This window comes from Bradyrhizobium diazoefficiens (assembly GCF_016616235.1).
In the GTDB taxonomy this organism is placed as follows: Bacteria; Pseudomonadota; Alphaproteobacteria; order Rhizobiales; family Xanthobacteraceae; genus Bradyrhizobium; species Bradyrhizobium diazoefficiens_H.
On the sequence record NZ_CP067100.1, the window covers coordinates 5222621 to 5248135 of the forward strand.

Annotated in this window: 19 protein-coding genes; 10 read left to right on the forward strand and 9 right to left on the reverse strand. The window is 65.1% G+C overall.

Annotation, left to right across the window (positions count from 1 at the left end; all coding sequences use genetic code 11):
- Window positions 1-143: 143 nt before the first annotated feature.
- The gene (locus tag JJB99_RS24985; RefSeq protein WP_200494920.1) at window positions 144-2546 is read left to right on the forward strand and encodes a glucose/quinate/shikimate family membrane-bound PQQ-dependent dehydrogenase; all 2403 of its coding nucleotides are present in this window, start codon (window positions 144-146) and stop codon (window positions 2544-2546) included.
- Between the two features lie 246 nt (window positions 2547-2792).
- Here JJB99_RS24985 and JJB99_RS24990 read toward each other — a convergent pair whose 3' ends face one another.
- Together JJB99_RS24990 and JJB99_RS24995 are read right to left on the reverse strand one after the other, a co-directional pair.
- Window positions 2793-3803, reverse strand: a complete 1011-nt coding sequence (locus JJB99_RS24990) for a glycoside hydrolase family 5 protein (protein WP_200494921.1) — start codon at window positions 3801-3803, stop codon at window positions 2793-2795.
- Between the two features lie 20 nt (window positions 3804-3823).
- Window positions 3824-5110: an O-antigen ligase family protein gene (locus tag JJB99_RS24995; RefSeq protein WP_200494922.1), complete on the reverse strand. Its 1287-nt coding sequence runs from the start codon at window positions 5108-5110 to the stop codon at window positions 3824-3826.
- Between the two features lie 216 nt (window positions 5111-5326).
- Between JJB99_RS24995 and JJB99_RS25000 the strand changes: the two genes are divergently transcribed.
- Window positions 5327-6463 (forward strand): GNAT family N-acetyltransferase, encoded by a 1137-nt coding sequence (locus JJB99_RS25000; RefSeq protein WP_200494923.1) that lies wholly within the window; start codon window positions 5327-5329, stop codon window positions 6461-6463.
- Between the two features lie 22 nt (window positions 6464-6485).
- Here the strand turns inward: JJB99_RS25000 and JJB99_RS25005 are convergent, their stop codons facing one another.
- On the reverse strand, window positions 6486-7709 hold the full coding sequence (locus tag JJB99_RS25005) for an FAD-dependent oxidoreductase (protein WP_200494924.1): 1224 nt from the start codon (window positions 7707-7709) through the stop codon (window positions 6486-6488).
- A 426-nt stretch (window positions 7710-8135) separates the two neighbouring features.
- Here JJB99_RS25005 and JJB99_RS25010 point away from each other — a divergent pair, with 426 nt between their 5' ends.
- Window positions 8136-9482: a lipopolysaccharide biosynthesis protein gene (locus tag JJB99_RS25010; RefSeq protein WP_200494925.1), complete on the forward strand. Its 1347-nt coding sequence runs from the start codon at window positions 8136-8138 to the stop codon at window positions 9480-9482.
- Window positions 9483-9490: 8 nt separating this feature from the next.
- On the opposite strand, the gene JJB99_RS25015 is transcribed toward JJB99_RS25010, so the two are convergent.
- Window positions 9491-11578 (reverse strand): GumC family protein, encoded by a 2088-nt coding sequence (locus tag JJB99_RS25015; RefSeq protein ID WP_200494926.1) that lies wholly within the window; start codon window positions 11576-11578, stop codon window positions 9491-9493.
- A 279-nt stretch (window positions 11579-11857) separates the two neighbouring features.
- On the opposite strand from JJB99_RS25015, the gene JJB99_RS25020 reads away from it, so the two are divergent.
- Together JJB99_RS25020 and JJB99_RS25025 are read left to right on the forward strand one after the other, a co-directional pair.
- A complete protein-coding gene (locus JJB99_RS25020) occupies window positions 11858-13033 on the forward strand; it encodes a glycosyltransferase family 4 protein (protein WP_200494927.1) in 1176 nt (391 codons plus the stop codon).
- Window positions 13034-13061: 28 nt separating this feature from the next.
- A complete protein-coding gene (locus tag JJB99_RS25025) occupies window positions 13062-14597 on the forward strand; it encodes a glucosamine inositolphosphorylceramide transferase family protein (RefSeq protein ID WP_200494928.1) in 1536 nt (511 codons plus the stop codon).
- A gap of 80 nt (window positions 14598-14677) precedes the next feature.
- Here the strand turns inward: JJB99_RS25025 and JJB99_RS25030 are convergent, their stop codons facing one another.
- From JJB99_RS25030 to JJB99_RS25050, 5 genes are all read right to left on the reverse strand, one after another.
- A complete protein-coding gene (locus JJB99_RS25030; protein ID WP_200494929.1) occupies window positions 14678-15625 on the reverse strand; it encodes an ABC transporter substrate-binding protein in 948 nt (315 codons plus the stop codon).
- Between the two features lie 98 nt (window positions 15626-15723).
- Window positions 15724-16764 carry an ABC transporter permease subunit gene (locus JJB99_RS25035; protein ID WP_200494930.1) on the reverse strand — a complete coding sequence of 347 codons (1041 nt, stop codon included), beginning with the start codon at window positions 16762-16764 and terminating at the stop codon, window positions 15724-15726.
- Window positions 16757-18280: a sugar ABC transporter ATP-binding protein gene (locus JJB99_RS25040; RefSeq protein ID WP_200494931.1), complete on the reverse strand. Its 1524-nt coding sequence runs from the start codon at window positions 18278-18280 to the stop codon at window positions 16757-16759. Before JJB99_RS25040 ends, JJB99_RS25035 begins: the two co-directional genes overlap by 8 nt.
- 129 nt (window positions 18281-18409) lie before the next feature.
- Window positions 18410-19855, reverse strand: coding sequence for a xylulokinase (gene xylB, locus JJB99_RS25045; protein ID WP_200494932.1), 1446 nt, complete (start codon window positions 19853-19855; stop codon window positions 18410-18412).
- 13 nt (window positions 19856-19868) lie between these two features.
- A complete protein-coding gene (locus JJB99_RS25050; protein WP_200494933.1) occupies window positions 19869-20792 on the reverse strand; it encodes a LysR family transcriptional regulator in 924 nt (307 codons plus the stop codon).
- Between the two features lie 107 nt (window positions 20793-20899).
- Here JJB99_RS25050 and JJB99_RS25055 point away from each other — a divergent pair, with 107 nt between their 5' ends.
- The 5 genes from JJB99_RS25055 to JJB99_RS25075 are packed head-to-tail and all read left to right on the forward strand — an operon-like array spanning window position 20900 to window position 25499.
- The gene (locus JJB99_RS25055) at window positions 20900-21223 is read left to right on the forward strand and encodes a Dabb family protein (protein WP_200494934.1); all 324 of its coding nucleotides are present in this window, start codon (window positions 20900-20902) and stop codon (window positions 21221-21223) included.
- Entirely contained in the window at window positions 21220-22299 is a 1080-nt protein-coding gene (locus tag JJB99_RS25060; RefSeq protein ID WP_200494935.1) for a maleylacetate reductase, read from the forward strand. The genes JJB99_RS25055 and JJB99_RS25060 overlap by 4 nt, the downstream gene beginning before the upstream one ends.
- Before the next feature lie 4 nt (window positions 22300-22303).
- Entirely contained in the window at window positions 22304-23677 is a 1374-nt protein-coding gene (locus JJB99_RS25065; RefSeq protein ID WP_200494936.1) for an amidohydrolase family protein, read from the forward strand.
- A gap of 20 nt (window positions 23678-23697) precedes the next feature.
- Complete coding sequence (locus JJB99_RS25070) at window positions 23698-24600, forward strand: NAD(P)-dependent oxidoreductase (protein WP_200494937.1); 903 nt, start codon at window positions 23698-23700, stop codon at window positions 24598-24600.
- 14 nt (window positions 24601-24614) lie between these two features.
- Window positions 24615-25499, forward strand: coding sequence for an intradiol ring-cleavage dioxygenase (locus JJB99_RS25075; RefSeq protein ID WP_200494938.1), 885 nt, complete (start codon window positions 24615-24617; stop codon window positions 25497-25499).
- The last annotated feature ends 16 nt before the right edge of the window (window positions 25500-25515 follow it).

Sequence of the window (25515 nt, forward strand, 5' to 3'; positions counted from 1 at the left end):
TCCTGGCTTTGCAGGAACCTCTCGGCCGCAGAGACATTGCCGCAACGAAACATCGGCAGTTCGGGATCTGACCATGCCGGAAGCGCTGCGCGTGCTTGGACGCGCGGCATACCCGCACTCGTCACCACGCTGAAGCAGGCATCATGACTCCAACACATCGTTCAGGGATCTCCTTGCGTGAGGCGCCATTGCTGGCCGTGACCATCGTGGCCATTGTCATCATGGGATTGACGCTCCTCGCCGGCGGCGCCTGGCTCGCAGCCCTTGGCGGCTCCATCTACTATCTCGTCGCCGGGATCATGCTTCTGCTCACGGGCTGGCTGCTCGCGCGCCGTCGTGCCGAGGCGCTCTGGGTCTATGCTGCGCTGCTCGCCGCCACCATGGCGTGGGCGATCTGGGAAGCCGGTCTCGATTTCTGGTCGCTGGCACCGCGCGGCGACGTGCTTGCGCCGCTCGGCGTATGGCTGCTGCTGCCCTTCATTGCCTCGCGCCTCGGCCCCCGCTCGCGGGCGGCACGATGGGCGCTCGGCCTCGTGCTGGTCGTTGCAGCCGTCGTTCTCGGCATGTCCCTGACCAGCGATCGCCACGATCTCGCGGGCACGATCGCCACTGGCGACACGACCGGCGCCATTGCTTCTTCCGCGCCGGCAGGCGCGGCCGAGAACTGGACCGCCTATGGCGGCAGCGGCTTCGGGACGCGATACTCCTCGCTGAGCGAGATCACCAGGGACAATGTGAAGGATCTGACGCTGGCCTGGGAATTCCGCACCGGCGACCACAAGGGGCCTGACGATCCCGACGAGATCACCAACCAGGCAACTCCGCTCAAGGTCGGCGACCTCCTCTACACCTGCTCCCCGCATCAGATCGTATTTGCCCTCGAGGCTGCGACCGGGAAATTGCGCTGGAAGTTCGACCCGCAGGTCCAGCACAACAAGGCCTTCCAGCACATGACCTGCCGCGGCGTGTCCTATCACGCCACCAAGCCCGGCGCCGTCACCACCGACGGCGCGCCCGCTCCGGCCGACTGTCCGGCGCGCATTTTCATTCCGACCAATGACGGACGGATGTTCGCGCTGGATGCGCAGAGCGGTAAGCCTTGCGAGAGCTTCGGTGATCACGGTCAGATCGATCTCAAGCAAGGCAGCGAGATCCAGACGCTCGGCTTCTACGAGGGCACCTCGCCGCCGGTCGTGACGGACAGGATCCTGATCGTCGGCGGCGCTGTCATCGACAATTATTCCGACCGCGTGCCGTCGGGCGTGATCCGCGGATTCGACGTCTATTCCGGCAAGCTGATCTGGGCGTTCGATGCCGGCAACCCCGACCCGAACGAGATGCCTTCGCCGTCGCATCATTTCACCCCGGGCTCCCCCAATTCCTGGAGCATCTCCGCGGTCGACGAGAGCCTCGGCCTTGTTTACGTGCCACTCGGCTCGAGCTCGCCGGATATCTGGGGCGGCGGCCGTTCGCCTGACGAGGAACGTTATGACTCGGCGCTGGTCGCGCTCGACATCAACACCGGGAAGCTGCGCTGGTCGTTCCAGAACGTGCATCACGATCTCTGGGACATGGACATGCCGTCGCAGCCGAGCCTGGTCGATCTGCGCTCGAACGAGGGCGTGACGCCGGCGATCTATATCCCGGCCAAGACCGGCGACATCTTCGTGCTCGACCGCCGCGACGGGCATCAGCTCGTGCCCGCGCCGGAGAAGCCAGTGCCGCAAGGACCCGCGCCCGGCGACCGGCTGTCGCCAACCCAGCCTTTCTCGCAATTGAGCTTCCGCCCGCCCGGCATGCTCACCGACGCGCAGATGTGGGGCAGCACGATGTTCGACCAGCTGGCCTGCCGCATCAAGTTCAAGCGCCTGCGCTATGAGGGGCCGTTCACGCCGCCCTCGGAACAGGGCACGCTGGTGTTCCCCGGCGATTTCGGCATGTTCGAGTGGGGCGGCATTGCAGTCGATCCCGAGCGTCAGATCGCCATCGCGAACCCGCAATCGATTCCGTTCGTCTCCCGCCTCGTCCCGCGCGGCAAGGACAACCCGGCCGCACCGAACGCGGCGCATCCTCCGGGCACCGAGCTCGGCGTACAGCCGATGTACGGCGCCCCCTATGGCGTCGATCTCGGCATCTTCCTTTCACCGCTCGGCATCCCCTGCCTCGCGCCGCCCTGGGGCAACATCGCAGCCATCGATCTCAAGACGCACAAGCTGGTCTGGCAACATCGCATCGGCACGATCCGCGATCAGGCGCCGCTGCCGCTGCCCTTCAAGCTCGGCGTCCCCATGCTGGGCGGCCCCATCGTGACCGCGGGCGGCGTCATCTTCATCACGGGAACGATGGATGATTACATCCGCGCGCTCGACGTCCGCGACGGCCAGCAGCTTTGGCAGGACCGCCTTCCTGCCGGCGGCCAGTCGACGCCGATGACCTATGAAGCGGGCGGCAGGCAATACGTCGTCACGGTCGACGGCGGCCACGGCTCGTTCGGCACCAAGCTCGGCGACTATGTTCGCGCCTACGCGCTGCCGGAACGGCGTTAGCTGACGAACTCACCCTCCTGCGGGTACACCGAGGTGCAGCAGGTGTGTCGATCGCGCTGCGCGTTCGCTGAAAATCGGAAAACAACCCCATGCACAGTAGCCATGGGGTTGGACCACAAAGCGTTTTCTGATTTAGCGAAATTAGCCTTGACCCGTCGGGCAAGACAGTGGCAATATGCCATTATCCCCAAGTGTCCGGACGGCCCAGCCCGGCCTGACGAGGCGCCTTCCCAGGTCCTGTTCGCCTCAATGCGGCGGCGGGATCAGGGCGCGCAGGATGTCCGGCTTCCAGGCCTGGCGCGCGCTGTCGAACGCCGCGAAGTCGTGGTCGAACTGCCAATAGGCCCATGACCAGCCGCGCTTCTCGGCGCTTCTCGCCATGAACGACAGATATCTCAGGCGGCTGTCGGACGGCGCACGCTCGTACACGCCGAATTCACCGAGATAGACCGGGCGCTTCTCTTTCTCGGCCCAGAGCTTCATCTTGTCGAAGTCGGCGGCAGCCTTGGCTTCGTCGTCCGCGCTGCCCCAATCGAGCGGCCCGATCCGCGCGAACGTTCGAGACCACGGCGCGCCCTGATGCGTGAATCGGATCGGCGCGTAGTAATGGAACGTGACGATGAGATTCCTGTCGTCGGCCGGCAGAGCCAGCTGGTCGATGGGGATCTCGTCGATGTTGAGAACGGCGGCAACCACTTGCCGGTCGGGATTGGTGCGACGAATAATGGCGAGACATTCGTTGAGCAGTGAATTCCAGCTGCCCGACGTCATTTGCCCGCCGGGCTCGTTCAGGACCTCGAAGACGAGCGCGGGATATTTGCCGGCATAGCGCTCGGCGATCTGCCGCCAGAACGCCCTGAGCTTGTCGCCGCATACCGAAACGTCGCGCTGGCAAAGGTGGGTGTCGTGCTCGTCGACGATCGGGATGAGGCCCCTCGCGAGAATTTCCTCGATGACGGTGTCGAGCCGCCCGAGGATGACCTCGTCCAGGACATTCCCGCTGCCCATGAACTTGAAGCCGAAGAAATTGATCCTGACATGCGAGAATCCGGCCTTCTTGATCGCCGTCAAATTATCCAGGCGGAACGGCGCGTTCTGACCGCCTTCCCAGATTCCATCATAGCCGAGAATGTTGATGCCACGCCCCAACCTCGTCATCTCGGCCGCATGGGTGGCGCAAGAGAACAGCGACGCAAGGAAAAGCGCCGTTGCTGCAAGATAGGAACCTCTCGGCCAGCGCGCATGGGTGGCAATCATCTTGCTTCCATTTCCAAAGGCTAAACGTCCGCCTGCGGCACCGGCCTGCATGTCGCGAAGAAGAACGCCACGAGCAGCACCGACGTGAACATCGTCGAACGCAGGAACATCGTCTCGGTAAAATTGGACTGAAAACTGAGGACGACAAATCCGATGATCAGCGCGCAATTCGACCGGTCGATGGATCGCGCGGAAATGAGGTGGAGGACCTTGGTCGAGAACAGGAAGATGCTCGCGGCGAACAGCACGTAGCCCAGAAATCCCGTCTCCATCAGGATCGCGATGTAGCCGCTGTGATAATTGTCGAGCACCCACCCGTGGTTCTGCTCGAAATAATCGTAGATCGAGGGGACCGTCCAGAAGCCGTTGATGCCGAATCCGAGCAGCGGCGCATCGTCGAGATGGCTGATGGCGTACTGCCAGATGAAAGTGCGCTCGGTGAAATCGATGCTGGCATCGCCGATATGGATGGCATCATACCCCGTCACATAGAAGTAGAGGATCAGGGCAGCCGCCAGAATGCACATGACGACCGGCAGGATCGCATAGAGTCTCATGCAGCCGACCGACCACATCGAGGTCACCAGCAGCGCGCAGGCGGCCAGCGCGACGGCACCGGCGCCCCGCGATTCCGACGCGAGGACGCAAACTGCCGCCAGGAGGAAGACGGCGAGGAAGGCAATCCATCCCTGTCCGGTCATCTTCCGGTAGCAGGCAAAGAACATCAGATAGGCGCCGACGAAGCCGAGTGTCTGCTTCGATTCATAGATGCCCTGCCATTGACCGTCGTGCATCCAGCTATGATCGACCCCGATATCGGGCATGGCAAGCGCGAAGAACGCCGATGCGGCGACCGACATGAAAAGCCCCGCGGTGACGGCCCCCACGATCTCGTCGATGTCGACACGCGTGATCAGACAGAATGCGCCGAATGTCGTCATCGCCAGCGCCGCACTCTTCATGAAGGCCGCAGCGCTCAGGCTGGACCAGAGCACCGAGACGACGGCGAAGGTATAGAATGCGAGCAGCGCGATCAGATCGGGATTGAGCTGCAACCGCAGACGCGGGCGCACGAATGCGCTTGCGTAAATGAGGACGGCCCACATCAGGATCGCCACCGCCTGTTGCAGATTGCTCAGCTGTTCCGGCAGCAGCGCGGTGTGGAAATTACCCATCGACGCGACCACGTTGATGGTGATCGAGCAGAGGATGGCGGCTCGGGCAAGCTTCTCGACGCCGACGCTGCGCGTCTTCCAGTACGCGCTCTCGAGCGCCTCAGAATCCACCTCGGTCTGCAGGCTGGCCATGAGACGACTTTCCTAAAGCGCAGTTAATAATCTGCTAGTGCGGCGCGACCACCGCAGCCGCTCGGCCCAAGCGCTTAAGAGTCCGTTAACGATATGAGCTTTGCCCGGTCTATTAATGCAAATCGCACGCCTTCGGTGTCTCGCCCGTAACTCCCCTGCTATAAAGCGCAGACCCGGCTCGATCGATCCTGCCGATTATCTGGTTTCTGGTTGCGCATGAACAGGCCTAGCATCCATTTCGATATCGCCGTCGAGCAGGCCTTCGACTTCCTGTCACCGGAATATGCAGAGCTGTTCGACGGCTCGGCCGCCACCGCCTTCCAGCATCCGCTCTGGCTGCACAGTCTCTACACGAGGCTCGCCTCTCATGCCGGGGCAGATGCTCTGGTCGTCGTGGTCCGCCATCGCGCGACGCGCGCCCTTGCGATGGTGTTGCCCTTGCTGCGGGTCCGGCATGGACCGATACGGACCGTCGAATTCGCCGACCTCCGCGTCTCCGACTATCTGGCGCCGGTTTGCAGTCCCAAGGTATTTTCCCAGCTTCTCGCAGACGAGAGCGCCTGCGCGGAGATCCGGTGCCTGGTTGGTCCGTTCGACCTGCTCCGGATGACCAAGCTTCCCGACGGGCGGCTTCCGATCGAAAATCTGCTGGATGCGCCCCGGCGCGTCGCGATGGACACCAATGCCTATGCGACCGTTCTCGTCGCGCCGTTCGACAAGTGGCGCGCCAGTGCGATGGATCGCTCTTACCAGAAGGAGCTCGCAAAGAAATATCGCCAGCTCCAGAAGAAGGGCGCGCTGAGCTTTTCATGCTGCAATGACAGCGCCTCGGTGCTCGAGGCACTGGACGTGATGCGGAAATTCCGCGGTCCGCGATTCCAGTCGCAGGGCGACGGAGACCTGCTCCAGCGCCCCGAATATTACGGTTTCTATTCCGACGTGGCCGTCCGCGGACTCGGCGATTTCGTCCGGCTCTACGCCATGAAGATGGACGGCGAGGTGATCGCCGCCGTGCTCGGATTGTGCCATCAGGGCAGCTTCCTCGTCATCATGAGCGCCTTCGACATCGCCGGATACAAGAGCCAGTCGCTCGGCGCACTGATGTTCGAGCAAGTAGCAAAGGATTGCATCGAGCGCGGCGACCAGATGCTCGACTTCACCATCGGCGACGAGCCGTACAAGAAACTGTTCGGCGGGCAGCCTTCGCCGATGTGGACGGTCACGCAGGCCGGCAGCACTGCCGGCGCGATTGCCCTGTTCGCGCTGAAGCAGGCCCCCTGGCTCAAGCTGGCGGCCAAGCGCGTCTCGGAGTTCAGGCTGTTGCCGACCCGCAGCTCGACGCCGGCGCGCTGAGAGGCGCGGCGCTGTCAACTGCTCAGGCGCGTAGCGCGCTGCGGACCTGCGCGAGCCAGCCCGGCCGCATTTGATCGACCCGATGGGCAATACTTCGCCGCAGAAAATGCAGCCGCCGCCGCATGTCCCAGCTGATATCGTTGCGGGACGTCAGCGCCTGGCGAAAGCGCGCCATCTTCAGCGATTGCTGGTCTGCCGCGACCTTGTCGCGGTCGACATAGAACTCGGATATCTTCTCCCTGCCCATGCCCGAGGTCGTTATCCAGCGCGGCACATATTCGGTGCAGAGACGCTCGACATCGACCAGCAGACGGGCAACGCCGGTGCCGGCGGCCGGACAGTTGGTCTGGAACGCATCGCCGATGAGCACGACACCGCCCTGGAGATACCCTTCGACAACGGAGAGGTCCATCACCCAGTTCTGCACCCGGTCCGTCACCTGGAAATCGCCGAGATAGGGCTGCAATCCCGGCAGCAGCCGCAGCAGCGTCGCTTCCGTGTCGCGGCGCAGATCGCGCATCACCGGATCGGTCGGATCGCGGAACATGAAGAGATTCGCCCGCATGCCGGCGCGCACCGGAAACAGGCTGAGATAATCGACGCCGTCGGCGGTGCGCTCGCCGTAGCAGGTCAGCGCCTTGAAATCGAACGGCGCGCCATCGCGGCGCGCAATCGTGAAGCCGAACGAGACCGAGTGGCGCTCGGCCAGCACGCGCCGCCTGATGCCGAGCTTATAGCCGAGAGCTCCCGCCATGCCGGTCGCCAGAACGACGAGACGCGCAGTCAGGCGCCGCCCGGAAGCGAGCACGAGATGCTGGACATCGTCGCTGCAGCTCACTGCCGTGACCTCGTCGACGATCAACGCGGATGGATCGGGAATCTGGCCGCGCGCCATGGCGACGAGATCGGCGTAAGGAAGCCCATAAGCCTGGCCGACGCTGACATCGACCACCTTGCCTTCCCTGATATTGAGCACGCGGTCGTATGGAGACGCGACGCTCTCGAGACCGTGGAGGAAGCCCAGCCGGCGGAACATCTCCAGCTGATGGCCGCCAATCTTCTCGACCCGGAATTCCTCGGGATAAACCGCGCGCTTGTCGACCAGCGCAACGCGATGTCCGGCCCGCGCGAGCACGGCCGCCGCGAGCGACCCCGCAAGGCCGCCGCCGACGATCGCAACGTCGACAGCCGTGGCCGCGGCGCCGGCTGCTGCGTTCGGCCCGCCCGCGGTTTGATCCGCCGTCATGGTTCAGGCTCCCACGGTTAACGGTGGTCCTATTTGCAATTCTCTCGTGCAATTCTCCCGCCTGATCTCGCATCGCAGGACCAAACGCGATGATTTCCGCGGATCGAGGTTAACGAACCGCAGGGTCGATCCTGCCCGATGATGTCGCGGCACGCGCTTTGCCCGGGATATCGGGCTGACCCCGGACTCTGCCTGGGGCTACCCCCTTCCGGCAACCATTTCGGCATCCAAACGGCCGAGGCTTTGCTTGATCCGGGACGATCGGGACGGCCGTGTATCACGATGAAGCAGCCAGCGTCGTCGCGACATCGTCGCGGCCAGCAATATCCTGAAGGTCTCGCATTAACACTCGCGGTTTTTCGACATGCTAGGTTGCCGGCGGTATCGGAGCGTGTCCCTTCAAGGGAGAGTTGTCCCTCGACTTCCATGATCGAATCCATCGTCCAATTCATGCGGCGCGACGTGACGCGCGGTGTTGCCGGCACCATCCTGCTCAAGGTTGGCAGCGGCGCGCTGGCGTTCGCGTTGTTCTCGCTGGCGGCGCGGACGATGTCGCCCGACGGGTTCGGCATCTTTGCGACCTGGCTGTCGATCGCCCAGATGGCATCGGTGGTGGGCCTGGTCGGCCAGGAATCGCTTCTGGTCCGATTCCTCAACGAGTACCGGGTGGCAGATCAGCCCGGCCTCACCAAAGGTGTGCTGCTATCGAGCTCGAAGATTTCCGCCGTCGCGATGCTGATCGCGATCGGCGCAATCGCGATCGTCGCGAGCCTACGGGGCGACGGGTGGCTGCTGATCGTCGCGGTCTCGCTCTACACCGCCGTGAATGCCGGGCTGATGCTCGGCAGCCAGATCGCACGCTCCCTGGTCAGTATCCTCATGGGCGAAGGAAACCGCGAGTTTTTCTGGCGGGTCAGCGTCGTCCTGTTTCTGATCGCCGTCCTGGCCGGTCATCGCCGGCTCGACCCCGCCGAATTGATCGCCGTGATGACGATTGCCATGTCGATCGGCCTCGGCGCGCAGATCATTGCGATCACACGCGCGCTGCCGGACTTCCGCGGCACCGCGGCGCGCTCCGAGACGCCCCGCTGGAGATCGAGCGCGCTTCATTTCTGGGTCGCGTCCATCCTCGAAGCCGCGAACCAGTATTTCGACGTGATCCTGGTCTACTGGATGCTGGATCCGGCCACCGCCGGAATCTATTTCGCCGCCTCGCGGCTCGCCAACATTTTCGCCATGCTCTCGGCCGCGCTGTACAGCTTCGGCGCGCGCCGGCTTCCCTCGCTATACTTCAGCAAGAACCATGAGGAGTTCGAGCGCACGTTGCAGCTCATGGCGGAAGTGACCGCGCTCTGCGTGACCAGCGGACTTCTGCTGATCTGGATTGGCGGCCCTTATCTTCTCAATCTGTTCGGGCCGCACTTCGCCGCGCAGCACTGGGTCCTGATCGTGCTCGGAATCGGAACGGCCTTCCAGGCGGCGGGCGGTCCAGCTGCGGCGATCCTGCAACTGACCGGCTACGAGCGAGAATATGTGCCGGTGGTCGCCGCCAACGTCGCGTTGCGGCTGGTCGGATTTCTCATCCTCATTCCCTGGCTCGGCGTGCTCGGCGCTGCGATCTCAGCCACTGTGTCGCTGGCGCTCGCGACCATCGCCCTCAACATCCTGTGCCGCCGGCGGACCGGAGTCGATCCGTCAATTCTCGCGCTGCTGCGCTTCTCTGCATCCAAGCGCGGCACCTATGCGGTCCGCAGCGTCGATTCCGCCGAATAAGCGCCGGTTCAACCGGCCAGGCCCACCACCTCGCCCCGGCGCGGCGCCGATGGATCAGCCGGGACGTGATTGACGACGATCCCGGTCGGCACGCCGTTGAACCTGGAGAGCGCAGCCGTTGCCCTGCGCATGGCCGCTGAATCGACGGCGTCCTCGCGCGCGACCAGAATGACAAGATCGGCATGAGCGGCCAGAGCTGCCGCCTCCGGCTGCAACGCCAGCGACGTCGCGTGAACGACGATCAGATCGAACTCCGAACGAATGTCGTCCGCGGGCGACGGCTCGGGCCGGTTGCCGGCGCCGAGAAGCTCATCGACGCTGCGAAAATCCGCCGTGGTCATGCCCTCCGCCAGGGCGTTGGCGTGGGCAGCCTGGACACCGCCGAGGTCGGGATCGACCCGGATCAGGACGCTCAGCTTCCCCGTGTTCACCGCCCACCGGTTCAGCGAGCGCGCGACGGTGTTGCCGCCAGCGCGCTTGCCGACCGACAGCACGAGGGCGACCTTGCCGTGGGGGCCCGGCGTTCTCTCCAGCTTCTCAAGCAGCGGGCGAAGATAGGGACCGAGATCGAGCTCGGCCGTCGCGGACACCGGACCTTGCCAAATGTTTCTGGGACCTTCGCCCGACGTCAGCTCGGGAACGCGGGCCCATACCGGCGGACGTGCCCATGCCCCCGGCTGGCGCTCAGCCGGCTCGGGCGCGTGAACCTGCGGAACGGGCTTATCCGACCCGCGTCCTGTTGCGGCAACGACCGCCGTTGATGTCAGCAACGAGCAGATCGCGAGCGCGGCGAGCAGCAAAGGCAGCGGCGGAAGGGTCGAGCGCAGCGGCGGAATCGCGGACGAGGCAATCTTGGTCTGCGAGCTCTGCAACAGGCGCTGCTCGTTCGTGGTCTTGGACCGCGACAGGAACTGCTCGTAGATGTTCCTGTTGGCCTCGGCGTCGCGCTGCAGCTCCTGCAGCTTCACCAGGGCCTGACCATCGACCAGGAGCTGCGATTCCGCCGCCTTCATCTGGCCTTCCAGAGCCTTCTGCTGATCGCGCTGCGCCTCGTATTCCGATTTCGCGGTGTCGATGCCCTTGCTCCGCTCGACCTCGATCTGCCGGTTGAGATCGTTCAGCTGGCTGTACGACATCACGAGGTCGGGGTGGCGATCGCCAAGCACCGCGCGCTTCTGCGCAATCTGATCGTTGAGCGCCGACCGCTGGGCGCGCAAAGCGCTCAGCAGGTCGTGCTTGACCGGGCTCTCGACGTTCCCCTTCACGTCACGCTGTGCCTGCTCGTAGCGGGCTTTCGCCTCCTCGGTCCGCGCGCGTGCGGCGGCGACCTGCTGCGACAGCTCGGTCACGCGCAATTGCTGGGTGGTGGAGTCCTTGCCGGCGTTGACGATGCGGTGATCGAGCTTGAATGCGGCAACGGCGTCCTCCGACGCCTTCAACCGGTCGTTCAATGTCTTCAGCCGGCTGCTCAGCCAGTCGGCGGCCTCATCGGTCGCCTCGGTACGGATGCTTCTTTGGCTGGCGACGAACGCCTCGGCGATGGCGTTGGCATAATAGGCTGCCCGGTCCGGCCGGTTTGAGGTGAAGCGGATGGCGATGACATAGGTCAGGCCGCGACGGGAAATATCGATGCGGTTGCGGAATCTCTCGAGAACGCGCGCGGGGTCGGTGTGTCCCCCGGAGATGTCCTCGTCGTCTCTCACCTTGAGCTGCTCGATCAGCGGCTTGAGAAAGCCGTCGGACTTGGCGACTTCGACCAGGCTCTGCAGCGCAGCGCTGTCCTGCCCGATGCCCGGCAGCACGTCCTGCTCCGTGGTCACGCGCTGCTCGCGCGGATCGACGACGACCAGCGCAGTCGCTGCGTATCGCACCGGAATGACCAGGAGAACGGCGACGCCGAGCGCGAAGATCGCGAGCGCGAGCGTCAGGATACGGCGAGCATTGTCGCGGATGAAGGCAAGCGCGCCGGCGGTCGTGAGCGCACCGCGCGCGGCGGCTCCGCGCGCCTCACCATTCGACGCATTCCGGCTCTGCCACGACGCGGAGACACCGGTCGATCCGGAACTGGTCGGGTCTGCGCGGCGACCGAACGTCATGGAATTTACTCGGATTCAACTGGCGAACACTGTTCAGTGGCCTGCCCCAACGTAAATATCTATGGTTAAGCGGCGGTTACCCGCGCCTTGCTCAACTATGACCAACTGGTTAACGCGCTCGCATCATTTCTTGCGGAAGGATGCGGAATTCCCTCGGGAATGATGCCCTTCCGGCAAGCCGCGCATTAACTCCGTTTGTTGCTAGTCGATGTCTGCGCGATGCCCGCATGATAGGTACCGAGTTAAGAAAGTGAAGATTTCCTTACCGGGTCGGGATCCGTGCTGCATTACCAGCCAAACAAGGCGTTGGGCGCGACGACAGCGACAGCACTCACGCAGTCGGACGGCAGCGGACGCAACCTGCATGTCCTTCTCATGCAGACCCAGGCCGAGAACGCGGGCGCGCAGGAGATCTCCAGGCTGCTCGGCGCCGGGCTGACCGCGCGCGGCTACCGCGTCACCAATCTGTTCTTCTTCCGCAAATCGGAGTCCTTCGACGAGCCGCCCGAGACGCTCTACTGCGCCCCGCGCCGGCCCGGCAATCCGCTGGCGCTGCTGCGCATGCTGCGGACGCTCGGCGGTCATATCAGGGCGACGAAGCCCGATGCCGTCCTGACGTTCCAGCATTTCGGCAACGTCATCGGCGCCGGCGTGACGCGTCTCGTCAGCCGCGCGCCCGTCATCGCCAATCAGGTGTCATCCGCGCTATCGATGAGCTGGCCGGTCCGCACCGCCGATATCGCCATGGGCAGCCTCGGCTTCTTCGACTGCATCACGCTGAACTCGAAGGACATGGAGCGCGAATATTCGCACTACCCCGCGGCCTACCGCTCGCGCATGGTGCATGTCCCGCACGGCTTCGACGACAAGGCGCTCACCCTGCCGAAGCAAGCTGCGCGGCAGACATTCAACCTGCCGCCGGACCGCACATTGCTCGGCTGTGCAGCGCGGCTGCACCCGCACAAGCGGCTCGATGCGGCGATACGCCTCCTCCCGGATCAACCGTCCTGGCACCTTGCCCTCGCCGGCCGAGGCGGCGACGAAGCGCGGCTGCGACAGCTCGCGGCTGATCTGAAAGTCTCGGACAGATTGCACCTGCTCGGCGAAATCGCCCCGCGCCGGATGGCGGACTTCCTCGCCTGTCTCGACGTCTTCGTATTTCCGACGCAAGCCGAGACCTTCGGCCTTGCCGCGGTCGAGGCCGCAAACGCCGGTGTTCCCTCCGTCGTGACCGATCTTCCGGTGCTGCGCGAGGTGTTGTCCGTCGAAGGCAGGCCGACGGCCTTGTTCGTCGACGCCGCCGATCATGCACAGCTATCGGCCACCGTCTCCAGGCTCCTGACTGACCAGGCATTGCGCGACGAGCTGCGACAAAACGCCAAAGGCCTAAGATTGCGCTATTCGGTCGATGCAATGGTGGACGAATACGTTCGAATTCTCGGCCAGGTCATCTGACCGGCGCACTGGGCTAGATGGGCTCGACATGATCATCGAGTTTCGCTGTGAACGTGACCATGCGCGACAATGGATGGCGCGCGACACGCTGCCGATCGACGGCGGGGATGTCCCGGTCCAGATCGCATGGACGGCAACGGCGGAGCCGCGGCCCGCAGGGCTCGATGCACTGTTTGAGCTCGAGCGCATGGTGCTGCACAAGGGCAAGCAAAGCGGCGCCGACAGGCTAAAGCTCAGTCCGGAACGGACGCAGACGCGCAGCGGCGCGGCCGACGTGATCGTCGATTTCACGGGCGCGGCGCGGGATCCGAACTGTCCGGCCGGGCTGTATCTTCGCCCCCTGTTCAATGGCACCGCCGGCGAGAATGCCGCGCTTGCCGCCATTCTCGCCGGCGATCTGCCTGTCATCGAGATCGTCAACGAGGTCGACGGCGCCGTGCTCGATCGCGGCCATCCGTCCGCAGAGATCGCGGCCGGCCTCAGCGGCGCGCTCGAAACGGTGATGGCGAGAACCCTGACCATGGTGGCGGCCATCCTGTCGGAACGGCCGCGGATCGTGCCGCAACTCGCGCGTCCTGCCTCAGGCGGTCACAGCAAGCGGCCGGCAGCCTATGTCCTGCGCGGTCTTGCGGTGTCGATCGCCAAGGAGGTCTACCGCCTCTGCTGTTATGCGCCGCATTGGCACGTCGGATGGCGCTTCAATGACGGTCCCGGCGTCTGGCAGACCGGAGATCTGTCCGGACCGCGTTGGACCGTGCTCGGCGATCCCGGAAACCATTTCTATGCCGATCCCTTCCCGATCACCTGGCGCGGACGAACCTTCGTCTTCTTCGAGGACCTCGATCACCGCGTGGGAAGAGGCATCATCTCGGCGATCGAGTTCGACGATACCGGCCCGATCGGAGAGGTCGTGCCGGTGCTGGAGGAGCCCTGGCACCTCTCCTATCCGTTCCTGATCGAGGACGACGGCGAATTGTGGATGATTCCGGAGAGCTCGCTCCACGGCGACGTCGCGCTCTACAAATGCGTCCGGTTCCCGGACAAGTGGGAGCGGCACGCGACGCTGCTGTCGGGCCTCGAGCTCGCCGATTCGACCATTACGCGGCACAACGGTCTGAACTATCTGTTCGGCGCCTGGCGCGACGGCACCGGCGGCTATTCGGATTCGCTCGCGATCTATTACGCCGACCACCTGCTCGGGCCATGGCGGCCGCATGCCAGCAACCCGGTCCTGATCGACCGCGCGAGCACGCGGCCGGCGGGGAATTTCGTCGCCCTCGATGGCAAACTGTGGCGGCCGGTGCAGGACTGCGCCGATGGCTACGGCGCAGCGCTCGGCCTCGCGGAGATCATCGAGCTGTCGCCGACGACGTACAGGCAGATCGTCCGTCACTCTCTCAAGCCGGGCCCGGCTTGGCCCGGCAGGAAGCTGCACACCCTGAACCGCTGCGGCCGGCTCGAGGTGATCGACGGATCGCGGGTTCAGCCCAAGGCCCGCGCCTTCACGAGGAATCTCCCGTCGGCGCTTTTGTCTCCGCGGACCAGCGCCTCTCCCGCCAGCTAGCCCGGGCGGCCGAACAGACGGCGTGGATCAAACGCCGTCCGTCATCTCATCGTCGAAGCGCTCCCGGCAGCTGCGCCGTTCTACTGAGAACGATCCGAGGTCCAGCCCTTGTACTCGGCGACATTGTCTCTGGTCACGAGCTTGGACGGCAGCAGCTCGACGGTCGAGGCCGGCTTCTGGCCGTTGAGAATACCGACACCGACCTGCACCGCTCGCCGCGCCATGAAGAACGGATCCTGCGAAGCCGAGGCCTGGATTTGCGCCGACTGCGGATCCTTCAGTGCGGCCTCGATATCGGGCGCGCCGTCGACCGCGGTGATGATAATGCCCGTGCGGTTCTGCTGGCGCGCCGCAAGGTCGGTGCCGATCGCCTGCGGATCGTTGATGGCGAAGATGGCGTCGATCTTGGGAAAGCGCGTCAGATAACCCTGCGCGACGGTGAGACCGCCCTCGCGCGAGCCCTTGCCGTCCTGGTCGCTGGACAGCACCTTGATGCCGGGATTTTTCGAAAAGACGTTCTTGCAGCCGGTGACGCGGTCGATCACCGCGGAGACCTGCGGCCCGTTCTCGATGATGACGTCGCCCTTGCCGCCCAGTTTGTCGACAATGTACTGGCACGAGATCTCGCCGGCCTGCACGTTGTTCGTGGTCACGGTGGCGTCGGCGCCTTCGGCCGCGGTGTCGACGGCCACGACGACGATGCCTGCGCCTTGCGCCTTCTTGATCGCCGGCCCGATCGCTTTGGGATCGCCGGGGTTGAGCAGGATCAGGTCGACGCCGGCGGCGATGAAATTGTCGATCTGGGTGACCTGCTTGCCGAGGTCGTATTCGAAACCGACGGTGGTGATCTTCACGTTGGGATTGGTCTTCTTCGCCTCGAACTCGGCGCCCTTCGACAGTGCGACGAAGAACGGATTGCCCATCGATCCCAGCGAGACGCCGATCGATTTGAGCTCCTTGGCAAAGGACGGCGCGGTGCTGAGGGCAAGCGCCGTCGCGGCGCCGGCGAGCATGATCGTCTTCAACATGGACTTCCTCCCTGGTCTGTCTTCATCCCCGGCACGGCAGACCAGTTGCCGCAACGGAATCTCGCATTGAGCCGCGCGCACCCGGCTGCGTCGGCCTGTCAGGTCCTGGCCGAGCCTTGCAGCCGGTAGCGATCCAGCGCCACGGCGCCGATGATCACCAGGCCCTTGATGACATATTGCCAGATGTCGGAGACGCCGATGAGAATGAGGCCGTTCGACAGGACGGCGATGATCAGCGCGCCGACCAGCGTGCCCCAGATCGAGCCGATGCCGCCGACGAAGGAGGTGCCGCCGAGGATCACGGCGGTGATCGCGTCGAGCTCGTAGGACTGGCCGAGCTGCAGGCCGTTGGCGGCATAGAGCCGCGCCGCCTGCATGGCGCCGCCGAGCCCGGCGAAAAGTCCGGAGACACCGTAGACGAAGATCAGCACGGCCCAGACCTTGATGCCGGCAAGCCGCGCCGCGCTTTCATTGCCGCCCACCGCATAGATGTGCACGCCGAGCACGGTCCGGCGCAACACCAGCCACGAGACGAGGATGACCAGCAAGGCGATCACCGAGAGCCACGGGATCGACGCGACGCCGGGAACGAGCGTCAGCGAGCCATTGCCGATGAAAGCATAGGGAATCGACGGATTGAACACGGTGGTGTCGGCCCCGAGCAGTCGCGCCAGACCACGCACCGCGGTGAGCGAGCCAAGCGTGACGATGAAGGGCGGCAGACGGAGCAGCGCGATCAGCGCGCCGTTGACGATTCCGAAGCCAAGGCCCGTGAGCAGCGCGGCCGGCAGCCACAGCATCCCGAGCTCCGGCAGCTTGGACAGCGTCAGCCCCGCCATCGCGGAGGCCGCCAGGATCGAGCCGACCGAAAGGTCGATGCCGCCGGTAAGGATGACGAAAGTCATGCCCGCGGCGAGCACGGTGTTCACCGCGGCCTGCTGCAACACGATGCCGAGATTTTGGCCGGTGAAGAAGCGGCCCTCGGACAGCAGGTGGAAGCCGATGCAGAGGATCAGCAGCACCGGCAGCATGCCGAGCGCGCTGATCAGCACCCTCATCCGCTGACGCTTTGTCTCGGCGGCGGCACCGTTGGTCGTCGTCGCGGCGGGCTGGGCCTTCGAAGCGGCATTGTCAGGCATCGATTTGCTCCATCCCCGTCGCGAGCGTCATGATGTCTTCCTGGTTCAGCGGCGCCGCCTCGCTTCGCCTGACCTCGCCCGCGATGTGCCCGCTACGCATCACGACGACGCGGTCGCAGATGCCGATGATCTCGGGCAGGTCGGACGAGATGACGAGAATCGCAGTGCCGGCCTTGGCGAGATTGTCGATGATCGAATAGATCTCGGATTTGGCGCCGACGTCGACGCCACGCGTCGGCTCGTCGAGGATCAGGACCTTCGGCGCGATGGCGAGAAGCCGCGACAGCAACACCTTCTGCTGGTTGCCGCCGGACAGGCTACCTGCGGCGACGCCGACATTGGCGGCGCGGATGCTGAGTCCCGCGAAGGCCCTGTCGGCGCGCGCGCGCGCCTTGTCGCGGTCCAGGAACCCGCCGAACTTCGCGTCCCGGCCAAGCACCGCGAGGTTGATGTTGTCCAGGCACGACATGTCCAGGAACAAGCCGAGCGCCTTCCTGTCTTCGGTCAGGTAGGCGATGCCGGCCTCGAGCGCCTCACCCGGCGTGCGGATCTCGACCGGGCGTCCCTCCAGCTCGAGCCGACCCGAGGTTTTGGGCGCCGCCCCGATGATGAGATGCGCAAGCTCGGTGCGGCCCGCGCCGATCAGGCCGGCGAGGCCGACCACTTCGCCCGCATGCACGGTGAGCGAGCAGCCTTTGACACGCCGGCCGTCGGCCATGTCGATCGCTGCGAGCACGGGATGTCCCCGCCCCGCCTCCGGATCGTGATCCTTCTTGTAGAACGAGGAGACGTCACGCCCGACCATCAAGCGGACGATGGTGTCGGCGCGGATGTCCTGCTTGTCGAGCGCCCCGACCAGGCGGCCGTCGCGCAGCACCGTGACGCGGTCGCCGAGCGCGTAGACCTCGTCCATGCGATGCGAGATGTAGATGATGGCAAGCCCCTCAGAGCGAAGCTGCCGGATCAGCGCGAACAGCCGCTCGCTCTCGGCGGCCGACAACGAGGTGGTCGGCTCGTCCATGATCAGGATTTTCGATCGCACGTGCAGCGCACGGGCGATCTCGACCAGTTGCCGCTGGCCCATGGAGAGGTGCGCCACCAGGGTCGATGGCAGGAAGTCCGCGCCCAGTCGCTTCAGGATGGGGCCGACGCCCTCGCGCATGGCGCCGCGCGCCAGCAAGCCCGAGCGCGACATCTCGCGGCCGAGATAGATATTCTCGGCAACACTGAGATTGGGAGCCAGCGACAATTCCTGATAAATGATGGAGATGCCCGCGGCGCGGCCGCCGAGCGGACCTTCGATCCGCACCGGCCTGCCCTCGATGCGGATCTCGCCGCCGGGATCGGGCCTGTAGGCGCCGGACAGGATCTTCATCAGCGTCGACTTGCCGGCGCCGTTCTCACCCATCAGGGCATGAACTTCACCGGCATAGACGGTGAGGTCGACGGCACGCAGCGCCTTGATGCCAAAGAAGGATTTTGAGACCCCGCGCATCTCGAGGATCGGATCGTTCATCGTGCCTCCCGGTGCACAATGCGTTTCCCACCCGCGTCTCAATCATTTTGTCAGCGCGGTTCACGCATTAAACAAAAGGCCGCGGCACAGAGCAATACCGAACAGAGGGAAATGCAGCGTCGAGCGATACTAGTGGCGCGGCCGATACAGTTCGCGCCATGCGGGAAGCCGTTCGGCATAGGCATCGACCAACCTGGCGTCGGGTTCGAACGTCTCGACGCGCTGCGGCCGGGTGCACACGTCGGCGACCGCCTCACCGGTGACAGCAAGCCGCCCCAATCTCGCCGCACCGAACGCGGCGCCTGTCTCACCGCCGGCAAAGCGATGGACGGGGACATTCAGCACGTTGGCCAGCACCGAGAGCCAGAACCCCGACCGCGAACCGCCGCCGATGACGTCGGCTTCCGCAATCGCAATGCCGGCATCCGCGAGCACGTCGCGGCAATCGGCAAGCGCGAAGGCAACGCCCTCGAGCACCGCCTGCACGATCATCCCGCGATCGGTGCCGTGGCTCAAACCATCGAGCAGGCCGCGCGCGGCGGGATCGTCGTGCGGCGTCCGCTCACCCGCAAGATAAGGCAGGAAGCTCACCGGCGACGGCGCCTGCGGGCGAAATCCAAGTGGCGCCAATAGCTCGGCCTCGGTGACGCCGAACAGGCGCGCGGCCCAGGCGAGACAGGAGGCAGCCGAGAGGATCGCACCGGCCTGAATCCACATGTCGGGAACGGCGTGACAGAATGTATGCACCGCGCGGTCCGGGTTGGCCGCGATCCTGCTGGTCGGCGCCAGCAAGGCACCCGAGGTTCCCAGCGACACGAACGCGCTTCCCGGCCGGATCGCGCCGATGCCGACGGCGCCCGCTGGATTGTCGCCGGCGCCGCCCGCGATCACCGGCCGCCTGGTCATCCCCCAGCGCTGCGCGAGCTCGCCGCGCAGTGTCGTTGCGGGCGCGCATCCCTCGACCAGGCGCGGCATGTGATCGCGCGACAGGCCGGTCGCCGCCAGCGCCGCATCCGACCAGTCCCGGCGCGCAGCGTCGAGCCACAGCGATCCCGATGCGTCCGAAACATCTTCGACGGCCTCGCCTGACAGCACCAGGCGCAAATAGGCCTTTGGCATCAGAACGAGTTTTGTCGCTGCAAAGATTTCAGGCTCGTGCGCCGCGATCCAGAGCAGTTTTGGCGCGGTGAATCCCGGCATCGCCTTGTTGCCCGTCACCGTACGCAAGGCGGGCCAGCGCTGCTCCAGGATACGGCACTCCGCGGCCGCGCGTCCGTCGTTCCAGAGGATGCAGGGCCGCAGCGGCTTTGCGCTGGCATCGAGCAGCGTGGCACCGTGCATCTGGCCGGACAGTCCGATGCCTTCGACTGCCGCCAGCGCGCCAGGATGGCTCGCCTTCAGCGCGTCCAGCGTGGCGAAGGCCGCATCGATCCACTGCGCAGGGTCCTGCTCGGAATGGCCTGATTGCGGCGAGGCGGTCGCGAGCGGCCGGCTCTCGCTTGCAATCACGCGCTGGGCGCTATCGACAAGAACGGTCTTGACTGCCGAGGTGCCGAGATCGATGCCGAGATACATGGATGCGTCCCGCTCATTTCGCCGCGTCGATCCAGATCCCGGGCTCCGAATGCTCGCGGATGTGGGCGACCAGGAAGTCGGAAAAGACCCTGATCTTGGCGGGCAGCCTGACGCGGTTCTGATAGGCGATGTTCATGGTGAGCAGCGGCAGCTCCCAGCCGCTCAAGACAGGCACCAGCCGGCCGGCCGCGATATCGCTCTGCACGATGTAGAGCGGCTGGATCAGGATGCCGAGCCCGGCACGCGCCGCGCCGCAGATGATCTGGCCGTCATTGCTGTCGAGTGTCGGCGCGACCCGGATCGTCTGTGTCGTGCTGCCCTGGCTCAGCCGCAACGAATAGGGATCATTGGCGAGGTTGTAGATCAGCATGTTGTGGCGGGCGAGATCGGCAGGATGCTCGGGACGGCCGTGCTTCTCCAGATAGGACGGAGCCGCCGCGAGCACGCGGTGCATCTGGCCAATGCGGCGGACGATGATGTTGGAATCCGGCTCGTGCTCCCGCGTGCGGATCGCCACATCGATGCCGGCCTCGATGAAATCAAGATAGCGATTGGCGCTGATGATCTGCACGCTCAGATCGGGATAAAGCGCGCGGAAGGCCGGCAACATCGGCGCGAGATAGATCATCGCGAAGGACAGCGAAGACGTCACGCGCAGCATGCCCTTCGGCGACAGCGCGCGGTCGGAGACCGCGTCCTCAGCTTCGGCGAGCTCGTTGAGCAGCGTGCTGCAGCGCTGCAACAGCTCCTGGCCTGCCTCGGTCAGCCATTGCCGGCGCGTGTTGCGCTCGATCAGCCGAACCGCAAGCCGCTCCTCCAGCGCGCTGAGATGGCGGCTGGCGGCCGCATTCGACATCCGCAGGATCTCGGCGGCCTTGGACAGACTGCCGAGCTCGGCGGTTCTGGAGAAGACTTCGAGTTGGAGCAGCCGGTCCATTTTTGCATAAACAGGAAAAGAGACTTACAAAGTTTGACCTTTATTTCCGATTTGCGCAAGGCAAAATGGCGCCAACAAAAGACAATGGCAGGCGAGGAAATAAGGAAATGTCGGGCCCGATCAGGCACATCGTGATGTGGCGGCTGCGCGGGGAAACCCCAGCGGAGCGCTCCGCCGCCCGGATCAAGCTCAAGACCCTGTTCGAGGGGCTCAAGGGCCGGATCGACGGCCTGACCCATATTGAGGTCGGCCTCGACGTTAGCGATGTCGATTACGCCTGCGACGTGGTGTTGTTCTCCGAGTTCACCAGCCAGGCGGCGCTCAGCGCCTATGCCACTCACCCGGAGCACCTGCGCGTCCGCGAGGCACTGGGCGACTTGCGGATCGGGCGCTTCCAGGTCGATTATCCCATCAAAGAGACCGGCGCATGATCGGTTCGTTCACCTTTGAAAACCTGCCCTGCCGCGTCGTGTTCGGCAGCGGAACGCTGGCTAGCGCCAAGGCCGAGGTCGAGCGGCTCGGCGGCAAGCGCGCGCTGGTGTTGACGACGCCGCAGCAGGAGGCACAGGGCAAGAGCCTTGGTGCCGCGCTTGGTCCGGTCTATGCAGACATTTTTCCGGGCGCCACGATGCACACGCCGGTCGAGGTCACCGAACGCGCGCTCGCGGCGATGAAGGCGTGCCAAGCCGACTGCGTTGTCTCGCTCGGCGGCGGCTCCACCACCGGCCTCGGCAAGGCGCTGGCCTTGCGCACCGGCGTCAACCAGCTCTGCATTCCCACCACCTATGCCGGCTCGGAGATGACCCCGATCGTCGGCCAGACCGAGAACGGCCTGAAGACGACGGTGCGCGACACAGCGGTGCTGCCCGAGACCGTGATCTACGATGTCGACCTCACCATCAGATTGCCGGTAGGCCTCGCCGCGACATCGGGCATCAACGCGATCGCCCATGCGGCGGAAGCGCTTTACGCCCGCGACACCAATCCGGTGACATCGCTGATGGCGGAGGAAGGCATCCGCGCCCTCGCACGCGCCCTGCCCGCCATTGCCGCCAGCAGCGACGACCGCGAGGCCCGCACCGAAGCGCTCTATGGCGCCTGGCTGTGCGGCGTCTGCCTCGGCACCGTCGGCATGGCGCTGCATCACAAGCTCTGCCACACGCTCGGCGGCACCTTCGACCTGCCGCATGCGGAGACCCACACCATCGTGCTGCCGCACGCACTGGCCTACAATGCGCCGGCCGTGCCGGATGCGATGGCGCGCATCGCGCGCGCGATCGGCGCGGCCGATGCATCGCAAGGACTTTTCGACCTTGCAAAGGGACTGGGCGCGAAGCTGGCGCTGCGCGATGTCGGCATGCCCGAGAGCGGCATCGACAAGGCCGCGGATCTCGCCGTCACCAACGCCTACTGGAACCCGCGCCCGCTGGACCGCAATGCCATCCGCGACCTGATCGCACGCGCCTGGGCCGGCGAGCCGCCCGGCACCGTCACAGCGGCGGCGTGACACGATGCGGCGCACGCTGATCAGATCGGCCACCGTCATCAGCATGGATGACGCGATCGGCGACTTCGAGGCTGGCGACGTGCTGGTCGAGGGCGACCGCATCGCCGAGGTGCGGCCGTCGATCGAGCTCGGCAGCGGCGCGTCCGACACCGAGATCGTCGATGGCAAAGACCGCATCGTCATTCCCGGCCTGATCAACGCCCACATGCACACTTGGCAGACGGGCTTGCGCGGCTATGCCGCGAACTGGACGCTGCTGGAATATTTCCGCCGCATGCATGCGGGCCTCGCGACCGTGTTCCGGCCCGAGGACATTCACATCGCGACCCTCGTCGGCGCGCTGAACCAGATCAATTACGGCACGACCACCCTGGTGGACTGGTGCCACAACAACCCGACGCCTGATCACACCGACGCCGCGGTCCGCGGCCTGATCGAGAGCGGCATCCGCGCCGCCTTCTTCCATGGCTCGCCCAAGCCAGAGCCGAAACCGGGCGAGCCGCATTTCTCGGAAGTGCCGCATCCACGCCGCGAGGTCGAACGGCTGCTGGCGGGACCCCTCGCCGACCGCGACGGCCTCGTCACACTTGGGCTTGCGATTCTGGGGCCACACTATTCGACGCTCGACGTCGCTATGCACGATTTCCGCCTGGCCCGTGAGCTCAACCTGATCGCCTCGATGCATCAGGGCGGAGGTCCGGCCAAGACGCCCGGCGGCTGGGAGAAGCTGATCGAGGCCGGCCTGGTCGGCGCCGGCATCAACATCGTCCATGGCAACGACCTGCCCGACGATCTCCTGGACCGGATGGTCGATCTCGGCGTGTCGTTCTCGGTGACGCCGGAGAACGAGATGATCCAGGGCCACGGTTTCCCGATCACTGGACGGCTGCTCAAGCGCGGCGTGCGGCCGACCATTGGTATCGACCTTGAATCCGTGCTGGCCGGCGATCTTCTCTCCGTCGCGCGCGTCGCGCTGTCGATGCAGCGGGCGCTCGACAATGCGGAGCAGCGCAAGACCAATGGCACCATTCCCGCGACGACCACGATCCCCGTGCGCGAGGCGCTGCGCTGGATCACCACGGAGGGCGCGCGCATGCTCGGCCGCGGACATCAGATCGGCTCGCTGACGCCGGGCAAGCTTGCCGACCTTGTCATCATCAACGCCAGCGATCTCAACCTCTTTCCGGTGCACGATCCCGTCGCCACCGTGGTGATGCAGACGAGCCTTGCCAATATCGAGGCGGTGATGATCGGCGGCACCTGGAAGAAGCGGAACGGCAGGCTGCTGGTCGAGGGGCTGGACGCGAAGAAGGAGCTGCTGGCCCAATCCGGCCGGCGGCTGGTGCAGGACATCGAGCGACAGGGACGCGCCGCCTGACGCGGCCAAGGACAACAACAATGACGGACAGCGCAAAGAACGTTGCTTTCATCGGAATCGGCAAGATGGGCCTGCCGATGTCAATGCTCGTCGCCAAGGCCGGATACGCCGTCACCGCGTTCGACCAGAACTCGGCGCGGACCGACGAGGCGCGCGCGCAAGGCATCGCGATTGCCGCTTCGCCGGCCGAGGCGGCGAACGGCAAGGCCGTTGTCATCACCTCCCTACCCGATGATGTCGCTCTGCGAGGCGCGCTGCTCGGCCCGACCGGCCTCATCGCCGCGATGGCTGTCGGATCTGTGCTGATCGAAACCAGCACCGTCAGCGTTGAGGCTTCCACCGAGGTTGCGGCCGCCGCACAGGCGCGCGGCATCGCCTATCTGCGTTCGCCGGTCTCCGGCAATGCCAGCATCGTCCACACCGGCGCGCTGACCTGCTTCGTCTCGGGGCCGAAGGACGCCTTCGAGACCGCAAAACCGCTGTTCGCTGCCTTCACCCGCGCCCAGACCTATCTCGGTCCGGCGGAGGAAGCACGCTACGCAAAGCTTTCGGTCAATCTGATGATCGCGGTGTCGGCCGCGATGATGGCGGAGAGCCTGGCGCTGGCGCGCAAGGGCGGCATCGCCTGGCAGGACATTTTGAAGGTGCTCGACGACAGCGCGGTGGCGTCCCCGATGGTGAAGTACAAGACTGCACCGCTGCGGACCCGCGACTTCGAGTCGACCTTCTCCTGCAAACAGATGGCCAAGGATCTTGATCTCATCCTCGGTGCCGGCCACGCCGTCGGCGTCCCGCTTCAGCTCGCCGCGCAAGTGCGCGAGACCTACGGCTCGCTGGTCGCACAGGGCGACGGCGAGGCCGACTTCATCGCGACCGTCAAGCACCTGGAACGTCTGTCCGGACTTGGCGAACCCAAACTCTGATCGCGGAGATACAGATGCGTAACTTCAACGAGAACACGATCACCGACGCAGTGCTGGAGCGGATCGCGGGCGCAACCGATCCTCGGATCAAGCAGATCAGCGAGGCACTGGTGCGTCACCTGCACGCCTTCGTCCGCGAGGTGCGGCCGACCCAGAAGGAATGGGAGTACGGCATCGATTTCCTGACCCGCACCGGCCACATGTGCGACGACAAACGCCAGGAGTTTATCCTGCTGTCGGACACGCTCGGCGTCTCCATGCTGGTCGACGCGATCAACCATCCAGTGCCGGAGGGCGCGACTGAGACCACCGTGCTCGGCCCGTTCTTCGTCCAAGCCGCACCGGAGAAGGACAGCGGCGCCGATATCTCCGGCCCGATGGAAGGCGATCCGATGCTGGTCACCGGCTCGGTCTCGACCGTCGACGGCAAGCCGCTCGTCGGCGCGATTGTCGACGTCTGGCACTCCGACGGCAACGGCTATTACGACGTGCAGCAGCTCGACGACATCGGCGATCTCGCGATGCGCGCGCGCTTCCACACCGGTGCCGACGGCCGCTTCCATTTCTGGTCGATCAAGCCGGCCGCCTATCCGATTCCGCATGACGGTCCGGTCGGCGAGATGCTTGAGGCGCAGGGCCGCCATCCCTGGCGCCCGGCGCATGTGCATTTCATGATCTCGGCGCCCGGCTTCGAGCAGCTGGTGACGCACGTGTTCGTCGCAGGGGACCGGTATCTCGACAGCGACGTGGTGTTCGGCGTCAAGGACAGCCTGATCCGCGAATTTGTGCGCTGCCCGCCCGGCCGTGCGCCGGATGGTCGCATGGTCGACAGCGAGTATTTTCACCTGAACTACGATTTCGGCCTGAAGCAGCTCGCGAGTAGCGCAAGAGCCGCCTAAGCTTGAGCAGCGGGCC